At 41.6% G+C, this 14,295-nt stretch carries 13 protein-coding genes and 1 pseudogene; 8 read left to right on the top strand and 6 right to left on the bottom strand.

All coding sequences use genetic code 11. From position 1 onward, the window contains the following. Window positions 1–305: 305 nt before the first annotated feature. The gene (locus G601_RS0117720; RefSeq protein WP_026493289.1) at window positions 306–602 is read left to right on the top strand and encodes a YerC/YecD family TrpR-related protein; all 297 of its coding nucleotides are present in this window, start codon (window positions 306–308) and stop codon (window positions 600–602) included. Between the two features lie 118 nt (window positions 603–720). On the opposite strand, the gene G601_RS24005 is transcribed toward G601_RS0117720, so the two are convergent. Next, window positions 721–1,137 (bottom strand): bactofilin family protein, encoded by a 417-nt coding sequence (locus G601_RS24005; protein ID WP_051201125.1) that lies wholly within the window; start codon window positions 1,135–1,137, stop codon window positions 721–723. A gap of 59 nt (window positions 1,138–1,196) precedes the next feature. After that, window positions 1,197–2,051: a murein hydrolase activator EnvC family protein gene (locus G601_RS0117710; protein ID WP_026666114.1), complete on the bottom strand. Its 855-nt coding sequence runs from the start codon at window positions 2,049–2,051 to the stop codon at window positions 1,197–1,199. Window positions 2,052–2,220: 169 nt separating this feature from the next. Here G601_RS0117710 and G601_RS0117700 point away from each other — a divergent pair, with 169 nt between their 5' ends. The 7 genes from G601_RS0117700 (at window position 2,221) to G601_RS0117670 (ending at window position 11,759) form a co-directional block, all read left to right on the top strand. Continuing rightward, complete coding sequence (locus G601_RS0117700) at window positions 2,221–3,192, top strand: TolB family protein (protein ID WP_207638067.1); 972 nt, start codon at window positions 2,221–2,223, stop codon at window positions 3,190–3,192. A 105-nt stretch (window positions 3,193–3,297) separates the two neighbouring features. Continuing rightward, window positions 3,298–4,998, top strand: coding sequence for a M3 family oligoendopeptidase (locus G601_RS0117695; RefSeq protein WP_026666112.1), 1,701 nt, complete (start codon window positions 3,298–3,300; stop codon window positions 4,996–4,998). Between the two features lie 116 nt (window positions 4,999–5,114). Next, window positions 5,115–5,624: an SEC-C metal-binding domain-containing protein gene (locus tag G601_RS0117690; RefSeq protein WP_026493292.1), complete on the top strand. Its 510-nt coding sequence runs from the start codon at window positions 5,115–5,117 to the stop codon at window positions 5,622–5,624. A gap of 163 nt (window positions 5,625–5,787) precedes the next feature. Beyond that, complete coding sequence (locus G601_RS0117685; protein WP_026666111.1) at window positions 5,788–7,665, top strand: threonine--tRNA ligase; 1,878 nt, start codon at window positions 5,788–5,790, stop codon at window positions 7,663–7,665. Window positions 7,666–7,727: 62 nt separating this feature from the next. After that, window positions 7,728–9,404 (top strand): glycosyltransferase family 39 protein, encoded by a 1,677-nt coding sequence (locus G601_RS0117680; protein ID WP_026666110.1) that lies wholly within the window; start codon window positions 7,728–7,730, stop codon window positions 9,402–9,404. A 19-nt stretch (window positions 9,405–9,423) separates the two neighbouring features. Next, entirely contained in the window at window positions 9,424–10,116 is a 693-nt protein-coding gene (locus G601_RS0117675; protein WP_035791054.1) for a hypothetical protein, read from the top strand. 479 nt (window positions 10,117–10,595) lie between these two features. Next, window positions 10,596–11,759, top strand: coding sequence for a hypothetical protein (locus G601_RS0117670; RefSeq protein ID WP_026666108.1), 1,164 nt, complete (start codon window positions 10,596–10,598; stop codon window positions 11,757–11,759). Between the two features lie 678 nt (window positions 11,760–12,437). Here the strand turns inward: G601_RS0117670 and G601_RS0117660 are convergent. From G601_RS0117660 to G601_RS26560, 4 genes and pseudogenes are all read right to left on the bottom strand, one after another. After that, window positions 12,438–12,632, bottom strand: coding sequence for a FeoB-associated Cys-rich membrane protein (locus G601_RS0117660; protein ID WP_026666107.1), 195 nt, complete (start codon window positions 12,630–12,632; stop codon window positions 12,438–12,440). A 149-nt stretch (window positions 12,633–12,781) separates the two neighbouring features. Further along, window positions 12,782–13,333, bottom strand: a complete 552-nt coding sequence (locus G601_RS24000) for a flavodoxin family protein (RefSeq protein WP_051206012.1) — start codon at window positions 13,331–13,333, stop codon at window positions 12,782–12,784. Between the two features lie 18 nt (window positions 13,334–13,351). Then, complete coding sequence (locus tag G601_RS0117650) at window positions 13,352–13,756, bottom strand: hypothetical protein (protein ID WP_026493298.1); 405 nt, start codon at window positions 13,754–13,756, stop codon at window positions 13,352–13,354. A gap of 301 nt (window positions 13,757–14,057) precedes the next feature. Beyond that, window positions 14,058–14,295, bottom strand: a pseudogene (locus tag G601_RS26560) (IS1634 family transposase); the annotation flags it as partial.

Below are 14,295 nucleotides of genomic sequence, written 5' to 3'. Positions count from 1 at the left end.
TAAAAAATAAAAAATAGTTCTTATCGTCAAACGAGTACATCAATTGACGATATGTTGTATTAAAACAACATAATTAGGATATCACAATGAGTGTTAAAAGTAAAGGAATTATTAAAATATTCGCGAAAAAAATCACAATTTATCTAAGCTTTTACCGCATCCCTTTACTTTAATTGTTTAGTGTGCTAAAATATGAAAGCTAAGAAATGAAATTGACGAAATATAGTACATATTATACCTTGTTTTATTTCATTTCTTGCAAGACTTGGGGGCGTATTTATTCTTTCGAAACTATGGAGGGTAACATGAACAAGAAAATTCGTACAGAAGCGGTGGATCATTTATTTGAGGCCATTCTGTCACTTAGCGATAAGGAAGAGTGCTATAGCTTTTTTGAGGATCTCTGCACAGTGAATGAACTTATGTCTCTTTCACAGAGATTTGAGGTTGCAGCAATGCTCAGGAAGCATAAGACCTATCTCGAGATAGCAGAGAAGACCGGAGCTTCTACAGCTACAATAAGCCGTGTCAACAGATCTCTCAACTATGGCGATGATGGATATGCACTTGTATTTTCTAAGATGAAGTCGGAAGAGAACTAAGGAACAAACGAGATTTTGAGTTTGTGATTTAAGCGTAGCAGTTAGCTGTTACGCTTTTTTTCTTCTATATATAAAGTAAAACAGGACTATCAAAATGATAGTCCCGTTTCCATAATTCTTAGTTTGCAGAAGCTCTCTCCTTTGCCGTCTCAGCAGAAGTTTTCTCTGCTGTCATCTGGCATTGACCTTGGAAAACAGCGTTTTCATCAATTACCAGAGTCTTGGCTGATAAGTCACCAATGAGCTTGCCGGTGTCGCTGATCTCGACCTTTCCTGTGCTCGCAGTTACGTTTCCGTTGATCTCTCCTGCGAGGAAGAGGTTAGTAGCTGAAACAGCTCCGTTAATCTTGCCTTCCTGACCAACGATGAGAGAACCATTTACAGATACGTTACCATTAATGGTGCCATCGACACGTGTGCTTTCCTTAGCGCTAAAGGGTCCATCCAGAATGGCTCCGGCTGCAATAAATGAAGTAATGGGTTCTGCAGCTACGTCCATTGAACCATCTGCCTTTGAGTTGTTAAATAGTGCCATTGTTAGCCTCCTTAAAAGAGGGATATTTAAATCCCTTTATCTATAATAATGGATTTCGATTATCCATTTATCTCAATAAGATCTTCAGGATTTATAAATACTCCGTCCTTTTGAAGCTGGAATCCCAACTTTGTATTATCACTTCCCACAACAAAGAGGGTTGCTCCTCTGACTACGGTATCGCCTTCGTGAACAAGACTTTCACCGCCGTTTCTGTAAATTGAAACATAGCCGTTGCCGTGATCGATTGTTACTGAATTGCCATATTTTAAATCGCCTGCTACGGAAGTAACAGTTCCTGATCCTGCGGATGTAATGGTTGAGCCCTCTTCAGCTGAGAGGATAAGAATGGGATTATAGGCTGATGTGTCAACAGGGGTTGTCTCAGTATTCTCATCGCCTTCGCCATCCTCGTTTTCTTCAGGTTTAACGGCATTGCCGTCAGCATCAATGAGGCCTTCGATGGCTATATCGCCGGAGTTCGGATCGTCATAACTTGCCACCATGGAAGCTGTTCCCGAGATGGGAAGAAGTGATGGTACACTTAACTGTTCCGCCTCGGCAGCTGTAACCTGCTCGGCTTCTACCTTTTTATTAAGAGCCTGGCTTAAGTTTGTTACTTCAGTCTTAAGCTCAGCATTTTCTTTTGCCAATGCAATGTTCTCATCGGTTTTTTCACTGATCAACTGATCCTGCTGTGCAGAATATTTTTTTAATGAAGAAACTGTGATTGCTGAATGAATTTGAAAGCATAGTAATGCTACGAATACTGCAAAGATGGAAAACGCCAGCACCTGAGTAGCTACGTGCCCAAGATGAAAGCCGCCGCTGCTTCCGTCTGAATCCCCGGATATGATCATGATTGTGTAATGGCGTTTATGCCTGTGTTTTTTTGGTTTATTTAGATCTGCCATAAAAAACTCCCCGTTTAAAACTCACGGAATATAATACCATAAAACGTTATAGTAGGCAATTTCACAATGATGGACACCACAATTGTGATGAAGGATGGTATGATCATAGATGTTAAGAAAAATCCGAATCCTGTACCTGCTGAGGAATTAAATGATCTGTGATTATATTTTGAAGAAAAAAGAAAACAAGAATCGTATATGTGGACTCTTTGTGGCATGCATTTTGGTTTTGAATCTGCTATGTCCGATAAGTGGTCTTGCAGCATATAAGCCCGGTGGAATGATAGTGTTCCATTCATACTCTGACTACAACGCAGGAGATAGCCGCATTTTCCTGTATGACTTTAAGTCAGATACCCTCAAATGCTTAAGTGAAAACTGGAAGGATATAGTAAATCCCATGAACGCCTGCTTTAGAAATGATGGTAAGGCGTTAGTTTTCATGGGACAAAATAGAGACGGCGAGTGGGATATTTTCCAATATGAGCTTGGTGCTGATAAGCCGGTCAATATTACGGAGGGGAATGACCTTGATGACGAGGATCCAAAATACGGTTCAAAGGGAAAATACATTATTTTCAAGCAGAGTAATCCATCAGGAAAAGGAACCCGAATTGTTCGATATAGCTGCAGCTCGGGGAAGACGAAGGTGATTCTCAAGGGCTCATCCGAAAAGTCCATGCCTTATTACAGCAAAAATGGAAAGAAGATTTATTACACAGAAGGCAAAGGCCGAAAGACATCTATTAAAGCGCTCGATGTCAAAAGTAAGGAAATCTCCATGCTTTACAGTAAGGACGGCGTGCAATCCTATTATCCCATCACCGGTGGCAATGGGAAATATCTCTATTTTTCAAGAGGCTACAGTAAGAAAAATCGCGTAGACCAGATCATCAGATACAATCTGAAAACCGGTAAAGCGAAATCCCTAAAGTGCAACAGCAGGCATTTCGACTGCTCTGATGCCTGCTATGTTTCTTCGAAATATATCATTATCAGCAGCACTAAGAGCGGCAAAGAAGGCGGGTACGACTTATATCTTGTTAATGTCAAAAGCGGCGGGATGACCAGCTTGTCAAACTTTAATAATCATATAAACACTCCCATGGAGGAACTTGGATGTGATTATTTTGAAAGCTGATGGCATTTTTGGCGTTATTATTGTATGATTTTAAAAGCTTTTTACAAATGTAATTGTGTTCCATGAAAAGACATTTTTATCAGGCAAAAAATAAAAGGAGACAGTATGAAAATGGTTAAATTTAGTGAGATCGAATACAAGCGACCGGATATGGAGGCGCTTAAAAAGGCTTTGGAAGATGCTACTGCAAAAATCCGTGATGCCAGGAGTTATCAGGAAGTCAGAGACGCATACTATTCACTGCAGGAGTATGAGCAGGAAGTCGAGTCAATGTTTACTCTGGCTTATGTTCGCAATACCATCAATATGAGGGATGAGTTTTATGATGCAGAGGTTAAACTGCTACAGGAAGATTATGCAAAGATGATTCCTCAGTATAACGCTTATGAGAAGGCTCTTACAGAGTCACAGTTCAGACCTGAATTTGAGGCTGAATTTGGTGCTCAGCTCTTAAGAAAACTGGATGCTTCTTTGATGACAAGCGATGAGAAAATCATTTCTGAGACAATCCGCTGCGATCAGCTTAAGCAGGAATACAGCAAGACCGCTGCTGAGGCAGTGACTGACTTTAGAGGAGAGGAGTGCAATTTTTACGGACTCCTTAAGCACATGCAGAGCACAGACCGCGCAGAGCGCAAGGAGGCCTTCGAGGCATGGGCAGCACTTTATGAAAAGATCAGTCCCGAGCTCGAGGCACAGTATGGAGAGCTTGTAAAACTTCGTAATGAGATGGCTCTGAAAATGGGCTTCAAGAATTACGTCGATATGGCGTATATCGATAGAAACCGCTTTGATTACAAGCAGGAGGATGTGGCAAAATTCCGAGAGCAGGTAAGGGCGATAATCACACCTGCTGTTGCAAAGCTGCGCGAGGTACAGAAGGAAAAGCTCGGTGTGGATAAGCTTTACTACTATGACGAGGAGCTGAACTACCCTGATGGAAATGCTGCACCTATCGGAACTGCAAAGGAGCTCATAGACAAGGCACAGAAGATGTACAGAGAGATGAGCGCCGAGACAGGTGAGTTCTTTGACTTCATGAAGGAGTATGATCTCTTTGACTTAGAGACCAGACCCGGCAAGCACATGGGCGGTTACATGACAGCTATGCCTCTTTTCAAGGCACCCTTCATCTTCAGTAATTTCAATGGTACCTCTGCAGACGTTGATGTACTTACCCACGAGGCAGGGCATGCATTCCAGGGATATCTTTCTATGAGATCAATTGATGTGAACGCACTTCGCGCTTCAACAGCTGAGATCAACGAGATTCATTCCATGTCCATGGAACACTTCGCATACCCCTGGATGGAGCTGTTCTTTGGCGATAAAACTGAGAAATATATTACCTCACATCTTATGGGTGCACTTTCCGTAATTCCTTACCTGGTGAGTGTTGATGAGTTCCAGCATGAGGTTTATGCACATCCTGACTACACAGCAGCTGACTGGAAGAGAACATGGCATGAGATTGAGCAGAAATACATGCCCTGGCGCGATTATGATGGAAATGAATTCCTGGAGGCAGGTGGCTTCTGGATGCAGAAACAGCATATCTTCCTCTATCCTTTTTACTATATTGAATATGCTATGTCAGCGATCTGTGCATTCCAGTACTATGGCCGTATGAAGGAGGACAGACAGAAGGCATGGAATGATTACCTCAGTCTCTGCCGCGCAGGTGGAACCAAGGGCTATTTGGAGCTTCTGAAAATCGGTAATCTCCTTAGTCCTTTTGAAGACGGTACCGTTGAGAAGAGCACAGCTCATGTGATCGAGGAGCTTTCAAAGCGCTACACAGCATGAGAAAACCTGAGCTGAATTCTGCCGTTTACATTACTTCTGAAAAAGACTATAATATATAGGATTATCGCATGCAGGGGCATGTATATTTGAAATACTATATAAAGTGAGGTTACATTATGGCATTATTAGAACAGTGGCGCGGTATGGCTTATTCAGAAAAAGCTGATAAGGCACAGCTGCAGAAACTTTGGACAGATTATTTTCAGAAGGAAAAAGATATTTACGCAATCCTTCTTAAGAATCCTGATGAAGTAGTTAAGGGCACAGTTAAGGAACTGGCTGAAAAATATAGCGTTGATATCATGACAATGACAGGATTCCTTGATGGAATCAATGATTCACTTAAGGAGCAGAACCCTATCGATGATATGGAAGAGGATACAGAGGTTCAGCTCGGCTTCGATAAGGAGCTTCTTTACAAGAACATGGTAGCAGCAGGTGCTGACTGGCTTTATGGTCTTGAGGAGTGGAACGACATCTTCTCAGAGGAGAAGCAGAAGGAACTTTACAAGGAGCAGAAGGCTTCACAGACAGTTCGCAAGGAGAACAAGGTTTATCCTAACGATCCCTGTCCGTGTGGAAGTGGTAAGAAGTACAAGAAGTGCCACGGTAAAGGAAAGTTCTAAGTGAACTAACCCTCATCCGTCCGCTGATGCGGACACCTTCCCCCTGAGGGGGAAGGCATTTTTTATTTTTTGGGCTTCCCCCTTTGGGGGAAGGTGCCCGAAGGGCGGATGAGGGTAAAAATATAATAACTGTGCCCGGTTGGCACGGAAAAGGAGAAAAATCATGACAAAAGAAGAATTTAAAGAAGTGTATCGCCATTCATTGGCACACATCCTTGCAAAAGCCGTAATCGAGATTTACGGTAAGGAGACACAGTACGCAATTGGTCCGCAGGTGGCAGACGGTTGCTATTATGACTTCGTTTTGCCGGGGGCTGTGACAGAGGATGATTTCAAGACCATCGAGGATAAGATGCGCGAGATCATCAAGAGAAGAGAGGATTGGACAAGAAAAGAGGTTTCCAAGGAAGAAGCTCTCGAAATCTTTAAGGATCAGAAGTTTAAGACAGAGCTTATCAATGATCTTCCTGACGGAGAGACCATCACTACCTACAACACAGGTGATGATTTCATCGATCTTTGCCGTGGACCTCACGTTGAAAACTCTCAGGAGCTGATGAATGTTTCCTATAAAATAAAGGCTGTATCAGGCGCTTACTGGAGAGGCGATGAGAAGAGAGATTCCATGACAAGAATTTATCTCTATGCATTCCCTACAAAGGATGAGCTTAAGGCTCACCTTAAGATGATCCAGGAAGCTTTAGAGCGCGACCACAAGAAGATCGGTGCTCAGCTTGATCTTTTCATGTTTGACGAGACAGCTCCCGGAATGCCTTACTGGCTTCCCAGAGGCTGGAGAATGTACCAGAAGCTCCTTAAGTTCTCAAGAGATATTCAGGAGAGACATGGTTATACAGAGATCGCAGCTCCTCTTATCGATAACAAGAAGCTGTGGCTTATCAGTGGACACTGGGCTCATTACATCAACAACATGTTCATCGTACCAGGAATCGCAGGTCATGTTCAGGCTGACACAACTATTCCTGATGTAGCAGAGAGCATGGATGAGGATGCAGCTAAGACTCCTGTTAAGATCGAGAGAGGCTCTGTTATCTACAACAGAGAGGCCCTTGATACAATGGGCGCTAAGCCTATGAACTGTCCTAACGCTATGATGACTTATAAGAGAACAGTTCACTCTTACAAAGAGCTTCCTATCCGTTACAGTGAGTACGATGTACTTCACAGAAAAGAGAAGTCAGGACAGATGAACGGTCTTTTCCGTGTTCAGGAGTTCAGACAGGACGATGACCATACATTCGTTATGGAGTCACAGATCCAGGATGAGATTGCAGATATCATCTCAATCGCAGACGAGATCTACAAGACATTCGGTGTTACATACAGAGCTGAGTTCTCAACCCGTCCCGATGATTTCATGGGTGATATCGAGGTTTGGAACAGAGCAGAGGCTGCTATTAAGAGCATTCTTGATAAGAAATATGGCGAAGGTGGCTATGAGATCAACGAGGGCGACGGCGCTTTCTATGGGCCTAAGATCGACCTTCAGATAAAGGACGCACTTGGAAGAGAGTGGCAGTGCGGTACAGTACAGCTTGACTACCAGCTTCCTCACAACTTCGGCCTTACATATCAGGCTCAGGACGGAAGCCTTGAGATGCCTGTTGTTATCCACAGAGCTATCTATGGTTCACTTGAGAGATTCATTGGTATCATCATCGAGAACTTCAAGGGTGCGTTCCCGTTCTGGCTCAGCCCTTATCAGGTAGGTATCGTTCCTATCCGTGTTGAGCACAACGAGTACGCTAAGAAGGTAGCTGACCTTCTCTTCGAGAACGGCATCGATGTTGAGGCTGATTACTCCGACAACAACATGAAGGAGAAGATCAAGAAGTTCAAGAACTACAAGGATCCTTATATCATCGTTCTTGGTGATAAGGAGGCAGCAGAGAACACTGTTTCAATCAATGTTCGTGGTTCTAACAAGCAGATTCAGAATGTACCTCTTGATAAGTTTGTTGAGATGTGCAAGAAGATGAATGCAGAGCACACACTTGAGCTTATTGATTCTGTAGAGTAAAAATATTAGCCTTCCCCCTACTTTAGGGGGAGGTGTCAGCGAAGCTGACGGATGAGGGTTTGATGAACAACCTTAATAATTTAAAAAATAAGTGGGGCATTGCTCAAAGAGGGATCGGAATAATTTTGTATCTGGTGTCTGCCGGAATGCTGGTATTTTCGACTTACCTTTGCTTTAGCCCCGATATATGGTACGACGAGCTCTACAGTATACAGTTTGCTTTAAAGAGCGTATCTGAGATGGTTAAGTTAACAGCGGCGGATGTTCACCCGCCGCTGTATTATGTTATCGTGCATTATCTGATAAGAGGATTTGGCTATATAGGAGGTGCCCTTGGTGTTACAATAGGGACAGATACTCTTGCGGGCAATATGCCTGTCATATACGCCAAGATGGCAAGTGTCATTCCGCTTGTGATCCTCTTTATATACGCGGTGACGATCATCAGGAAAAGGTACGGAACACTTATAGGCGGACTGTTTAGCTGCGCAATGATCGCTATGCCTCAGATGGCGGATTACTCCGTTGAGATCAGAATGTACAGCTGGGTAATGCTTTTTGTGACAGCCATGTGCATACATGCAGAGCCTTTCCTTGAAAATGATAAGGATAAGCAGATAAAAGGCTTAAAATGGAGCAAGGCTTTCCCTGTCTTCATATATGGACTTCTCGCCTGCTATACGCAGTACTATGCCGCTGTTGCGGTGGCTTTTGTGTATTTGTTCCTTATAGTATGGTCTGTAAGGAAAAACATCTATCAGCTTGGGATACTTTTGATAAGCGCCAATTTCACAGCGGTAGCTTATTTCCCCTGGATAGGCGTCGTGTTGTCACAGGCAAAGTCCGTATCTTCAAATTACTGGATACAGCCTCTTAGTCTTAGGAGCTTTGGCGGCATTATCAAGTACCTTATGAAGCCCGGATTTTTCAATGAAAAGCTGGCAACAATCCTTGCTGTAGTAATGTTTATTCTGGTGGCATTCGCAGTGGTTATAAACATCAGGGATGCCTATATGTGGCTGTGCTTTATGCCGGTTATTGGAATTATTGCCTTCGGCTTTGCAGCTTCTATATTGCTAAGGCCCGTGTTCACATACAGATACATGATCCCCGGAATGGCAGCGCTGTGGCTTGGAGTTCTTATAGCATCGGGAAGGCTTCTGAATGTTTTTGGAAAAGATGCCGGAACAGAAGAGAAAAAGGCTAAGTCCTTTGAGAAAGCTCTCTTTGCAGGTGGGTTACTGCTCACTTCACTCGTAATCGTATTCTGTATCAGGGATTATTGGGCTTTCCGTGGAAATGAACTCTACAAACGTGTTAATATGGTAGAAACGGAGAAGTTCTGGAATTCTATAAATGCAGAGACTTCCGGGGAAAAGACGATACTGGTCTGCAATTTCGATCAGGTATCTGCTATATCGCTGTACTATGCAAACGGCATGAGAGATGTAGTGGGAGAGCAGGGAGAAGAGCCTCCGGTAATGGTTTATCTCTACGGAGCTATGACGGATGAAGTTCTGGGGAACACATTCCCCGGGATACTGAGCGTAACGGAGCCCTGGGAGGTTTGGGAGCTTGTGGACAGCGGAAGCAGAGTCCTGTTCCTTGGAAGTTTTAACTCAAGAGAAGATATTATAAAGGAGTGGGAGGAATCACCCCGTCCCTTATCAAGTGAAAACAAGGGTAGCTATCTTCTTGAGAGATATTGGTTCGATGTGTTTGAAGTAACTAAGAAGTGACATCTATAAGGAGCGTATATTGCGAGTAAAAAGACTGTTATCCATAATTGGTGGGATTGTGATAATCGCCCTGGCTGGAACAGGGATAGATTCTCTTGCATCTTCAGGAGCAAGTGCCACCTTGAATGAGATTGTAAGCGGAGAGGATGGTACTGCTACAGGTGTAAGTGACGGAGATGCAGAAAACGCTGTTAGCACTATCAGGAGCCTTCCTGAAGCGCTAAGCTGTACCTTTATCCTGCCTGACGGCTTTCAGCCATCTGATACGCCGGGCGTTTATGTGAATGAGTTTTATCCTTTGGAGTCAGCTAATGTTACTTACAAGGTATCGAATATACCTCAGGAAAAAGAGCTGACCAATGCCCAGAAGGCAGCGGGGGAGAGTGCTGATGCAAGTGAGTATGAGATGCTCTATAATGAGCTTACGGCTGAGAAGTTTGAAGAGCTTCAGAGAAACAGCTACGAGGCTTTGTATGGGGTGGATCCAAAGCTTGCTATGTGGGGCTTCGAGAAAAGAGAGTTTGACGGTTTTCCCGGTTATGTTATAAATACGGCCCACACCCTTGAAAATACTCAGACAATCCGTCAGGTGACAGTGATTATCCTTTCGAGTAATAAGGTTTTCACTGTGGTCTATTCAAGAGCAGATGATGATGATTTTGAGGATGATATCAATCAGAGTCTTGAGACTATACATGTTATTAGAAAGTAACTCCCATTTCGGATCCCTCTTTCCAAATTGAAAAGATTGAGAAAGTAAGTGGTTCTTAAGAGAAGTTTTTAGGATATTTAAATCCCTCGGAATTCCGGGGGATTTTTTTATCTTATAGAAAATTACTTCTTAATTTCCCAAATAAGATAAAAACCATACAGGTGCATGCAGTCTGTCTGCATTTTTTCGTAAGCAATCGCTGTCAGGCTCTGCCTAAATTACGTCATGAAAATATTGAAAATATTAAATATTGCAAATCGCAATATAATTATGATTTGAGATTAAATTGTGAAAAAACTGTGTCCTTACTGGATTTTCAAGATAAACGTAATTATAAACATTCTATAAATTTTATTAAATGCCGTAATAGCACAGTTTAAGCGCCTTGACAAATTCGGGGGGGGTGATAGAATTGAAATTGTCACGAAGGAACGGTTACGTTAAACCGTAAATTTTAAACTTATGAAGGAGGGTCTCTTATGAAGGGATTAAAACAATTTGGAGCGATGGCACTTGCTGCTGCGCTTACAATCACATTGGTTGCACCAATTAGTGCAAGCGCCGCAATCTATATGGATCAAGATGGCGCAACTGGAAATAAAACCTATACAAACGAAGATACAAAAGAAAGCTTTACAGAGTCGGCTGATTTAGAGTTTGGCAATGATATTGCTTCAGCGCTTGCTAAAACCCCGAAGGTTTATTACATTTCAACTAACGACTACGCAGATATTAAACTTAGTACAACAATTGATGTTGCAAAGTTTACTGGTTTTAAGAGTAATAAGAAGAAGGCTTTGAAGGTAAGAGTTGAGAAGACTGAAGAGGTAACGAAAGGCAACAACGCATGGGTGACTGATTCATATGCATATGCGAAGAAAGAAAATGGAACATGGAAATATTACTACAAGGATGTAAATAATGAATGGAAATCAACTGATGTAGATGGGCTTGAGAAACTTGGAGAAAATAGTGGAAAGTATACGATTAGACTTTATGCAAATAAACCAGGAACCTATAAGATTAAGTACAACGCAGTTGATGCTAATGGAGCTACTATAGCTAAAAAGACAATTAAGGTTGTTGCAAGAGATGATAGCCGTGCTATTAAGTCAATTACATACGGCGGAAAGAATATCTTACCTGATACAGATGGAGATGGAAGAGATGATTATACAAACTACTATAGCGTAACTAAGCGTAGTGTTTATACTACTAAGAAAAAAGGTAAGCTGGTAATTACTGCGAATAAGGATTTTAAGATTAAGAAGATTGAGATTGGAACACCTGTTCTGGATACACGAAATCTTGAAACTACTAATCCTACAGGAACACAAACATATGGAAATAAGCCTATAGACCTCAACGGAAATGGCAGAACAGATGATACTGTTAAGGGTGTGTATGAAGGATCTGTTTCTATGACCTGGAAGAAGGTTAAGAATAAGAAGACAATAAAGCTTAGTAAAGTTGAAGATAATGAAGCAGGAAATTATAACAAGAGCTGGAAAAGTGGAAAAACAGAGGTTCTTACGGAAAAGGGTAACTTTGCACCTACAACTATTCGTGTAACTGTTTATGACAAGAAGAATAAGACAACAAGTACAGAACAATATCTAATCTTTCTTCGTGTTAGAAAGTAAACGTAACATGAAGTAAATCAATAAGCTTTATATCAGGCTTTCTAATATGATTACATCCATCATAAAGAAAATTGTACAGACTCGTGACAAAGGTCTCTTACAGGCCTGATATAATAATACCCCCGGGACGGTTAATCGCCCCGGGGTTTCTTATGTGTGCAAGTTAAAAAGGTGGTGAAAGGAAAATCAAAATGAACAGATTCTTTATGCCAAGTGCGAATTGCAGGGAATTCCTGTGCGCTCTTTTTATTCAAGCGAAGCACCAAGCAGTTGATAATTTCCCATTTAAGCAGAAAGTGCCCGGGCTCTCCTATAATGATGGAAACTCTGGGGGGTATGGTTCTGTCTTTAAATCTATCTCCTGAAAATAATTAATATTGACGTAAGACTTTACGGCCTGCAGATCATTTTTTTGACCTATGTTACGTCAGGAGGGTTTAAATCTCATAGATTGATTGAATTTTTCAATCTCTACAAATTGCAGATTCCATAAATTCACTATGAAATTCAGCCAGAATTCTTGTTTATAAGCATACAGGTGCATTGTGAACGTAATTGAGTTAATTTTTGCATATAATCTATACACCAGTAGCACAAAAACTAAACATACTGACGTAACTTACTTTTGCCCCGGAAATCATAAAATTAGGCGCACAGCATATTCTGTGCGCCTTTATCTTATTTCCGGAGCTTTGCCTGCTCTTCGTGGTACTTCTTGAATTTCTCAGCTGTCGGGCAGGAGCCTGAACCGCTGTGACATGAAGAACCGCTGGGACACCCGATGCATCCACCTTGTTTCTTCTTTTTAATAATGTATCTGATATCAAAAATAATGATAGCAGCGATTATCAAAACTATTATTATGTTTGTCATTTAAATCACTTCCTTAAAAAACTATATTGAGAACTGTTCTCAATTCAAAGTAAGTATATTCTCATAACCTTTTCATGTCAAGAAGATTTGTTAGCGATTGCAAACAAAAAGACAGAAGTAGTCCGCATCAAAAATCCGGACAACAGAATTTATATGATATCCCTGATCCTGGAATAGCTTTCCTCTGAAGGAATTCTGTGAATCGCAGTATCGGTGAAAACGTTGGCCTTTAGCAGATCCTGCTTGTCGGGGTGCTTCTGGCCTTCGTCGAAGATTGCTATCATGCGGTCGATGAGATCGTCATCTACTTTACCGCGCATGGCTTCATAACGATCACGGATGGGAGCAGGCATGCTGCCCTGGCAGAAGAATGAGCCAAGGAATACGTTGTCGTTGGGAAGCCAGACTTTCCCTATGGATTCCATGGAACGATAATAAGCAGGGTCATTGCCCATGCCACAGGTTCCGAAAAAAGCTATATTTTTTCCGTGAAGAGAAGTGATAAGATCTATGATCTCAAGAGAGCAGGTGCCTCTGTTAACCCAGTAACCTATGAAATAGGTCTCGGCATCATGCCTGCCGTTCCAGCTTCTGATATTGATCTCTTCCTTAGAGTCAGAAGGGAGGGCATAGAAAATCTCATCCGCTATTTTCTTTGTATTTCCAGTCTCACTGGCATAAACTACTAAATACTTGAGCATGAGTCCCTCGGGTAACAATCAGGACTTTTTCAGAAATGTATTACCGCACTTGGGACACCTGATTTCTATGCGGCCCTTTCCTCGGGGAACTCTGATTTTCTGGCTGCAATTAGGGCACTTATAGATGTGAAAAGCCTTATTCTGTGTCCAACTGTATTTAAAATTTCTGAAGAAGTCTAAAAATTTGTCGGTAATTTTTACATAAGCCTCGTTCTCGCGGTAACGGGCAGGTATATTCTTGGAAAACAGACGAAAATAGCTGTAAAATAACAGAATTACTGCAATGTAATATAAAAAGCCAAGCGGTGTCACGAATGACAATATAAGCAGGATTACTGCGACCGCAAGGCAACTCCTTGTAAGTCTGTCAGTTCCGTACGCTCCGTATCTTCCCTGAAAAAAACGATAGAGAAAATCTTTCATTAAGTAAGCTCCATGGTTCGGCTGTTTTCATGTGACAATAAGCTGAACTACAACAACAGTTAAATAGCTGACAAACCCCCTCAATATAAACAAAGTATAATTTTCAAGCGTTGAAAATGCAATTAATCGCATATAAATTTCTCTTAAAAAAGCATTAATGCCTTATTATGCAAACATCAACAAAAATAAAGAAAAGTGATATAATCCTGTCTTTGACAGTTCAACAACAATAAATAACGCCGAAAACCTTGAATCATCTGGCTTTCGGCGTTATCTTTGTGCTTCTTGAAATATAGTAATATTACCTTTGCTTACTCTGTTTTTCTATTGTTCTCATATCAGCTTTGGTGATGAATTCGTAGTCAGTTCTGAATCCGCATGTTCTGTGGAGAGCATCAGTCAGTTTGTCTCGAACATAAGTAGGCATGTATCCCTGACCTTTTATGTCTGCAAAATTCATAGATTTTAATTTATCCAGGATTTCTTCACAGGTATACTTGCTTTCAAGCTGCTTTTCCAATAAACGATATACAAGTAAT

The sequence above is a fragment of the Butyrivibrio sp. FC2001 genome (assembly GCF_000424125.1).
Classification (GTDB): Bacteria; Bacillota; Clostridia; order Lachnospirales; family Lachnospiraceae; genus Butyrivibrio.
Note: the sequence above shows the minus strand (reverse complement) of the source record. Positions and strands in the feature narration are given on the sequence as shown.

What these genes read in the sequence shown, in the direction of transcription:
- G601_RS0117690 (WP_026493292.1), top strand. Translation starts at nt 5,115, where the DNA reads ATGGCATTATTAGAACAGTGGCGCGGTATGGCTTATTCAGAAAAAGCT.
- G601_RS0117695 (WP_026666112.1), top strand. Translation starts at nt 3,298, where the DNA reads ATGAAAATGGTTAAATTTAGTGAGATCGAATACAAGCGACCGGATATG.
- G601_RS24005 (WP_051201125.1), bottom strand. Translation starts at nt 1,137, where the DNA reads ATGGCACTATTTAACAACTCAAAGGCAGATGGTTCAATGGACGTAGCT.
- G601_RS0117670 (WP_026666108.1), top strand. Translation starts at nt 10,596, where the DNA reads ATGAAGGGATTAAAACAATTTGGAGCGATGGCACTTGCTGCTGCGCTT.
- G601_RS0117660 (WP_026666107.1), bottom strand. Translation starts at nt 12,632, where the DNA reads ATGACAAACATAATAATAGTTTTGATAATCGCTGCTATCATTATTTTT.
- G601_RS0117685 (WP_026666111.1), top strand. Translation starts at nt 5,788, where the DNA reads ATGACAAAAGAAGAATTTAAAGAAGTGTATCGCCATTCATTGGCACAC.
- G601_RS0117720 (WP_026493289.1), top strand. Translation starts at nt 306, where the DNA reads ATGAACAAGAAAATTCGTACAGAAGCGGTGGATCATTTATTTGAGGCC.
- G601_RS24000 (WP_051206012.1), bottom strand. Translation starts at nt 13,333, where the DNA reads ATGCTCAAGTATTTAGTAGTTTATGCCAGTGAGACTGGAAATACAAAG.
- G601_RS0117680 (WP_026666110.1), top strand. Translation starts at nt 7,728, where the DNA reads ATGAACAACCTTAATAATTTAAAAAATAAGTGGGGCATTGCTCAAAGA.
- G601_RS0117650 (WP_026493298.1), bottom strand. Translation starts at nt 13,756, where the DNA reads ATGAAAGATTTTCTCTATCGTTTTTTTCAGGGAAGATACGGAGCGTAC.
- G601_RS0117710 (WP_026666114.1), bottom strand. Translation starts at nt 2,051, where the DNA reads ATGGCAGATCTAAATAAACCAAAAAAACACAGGCATAAACGCCATTAC.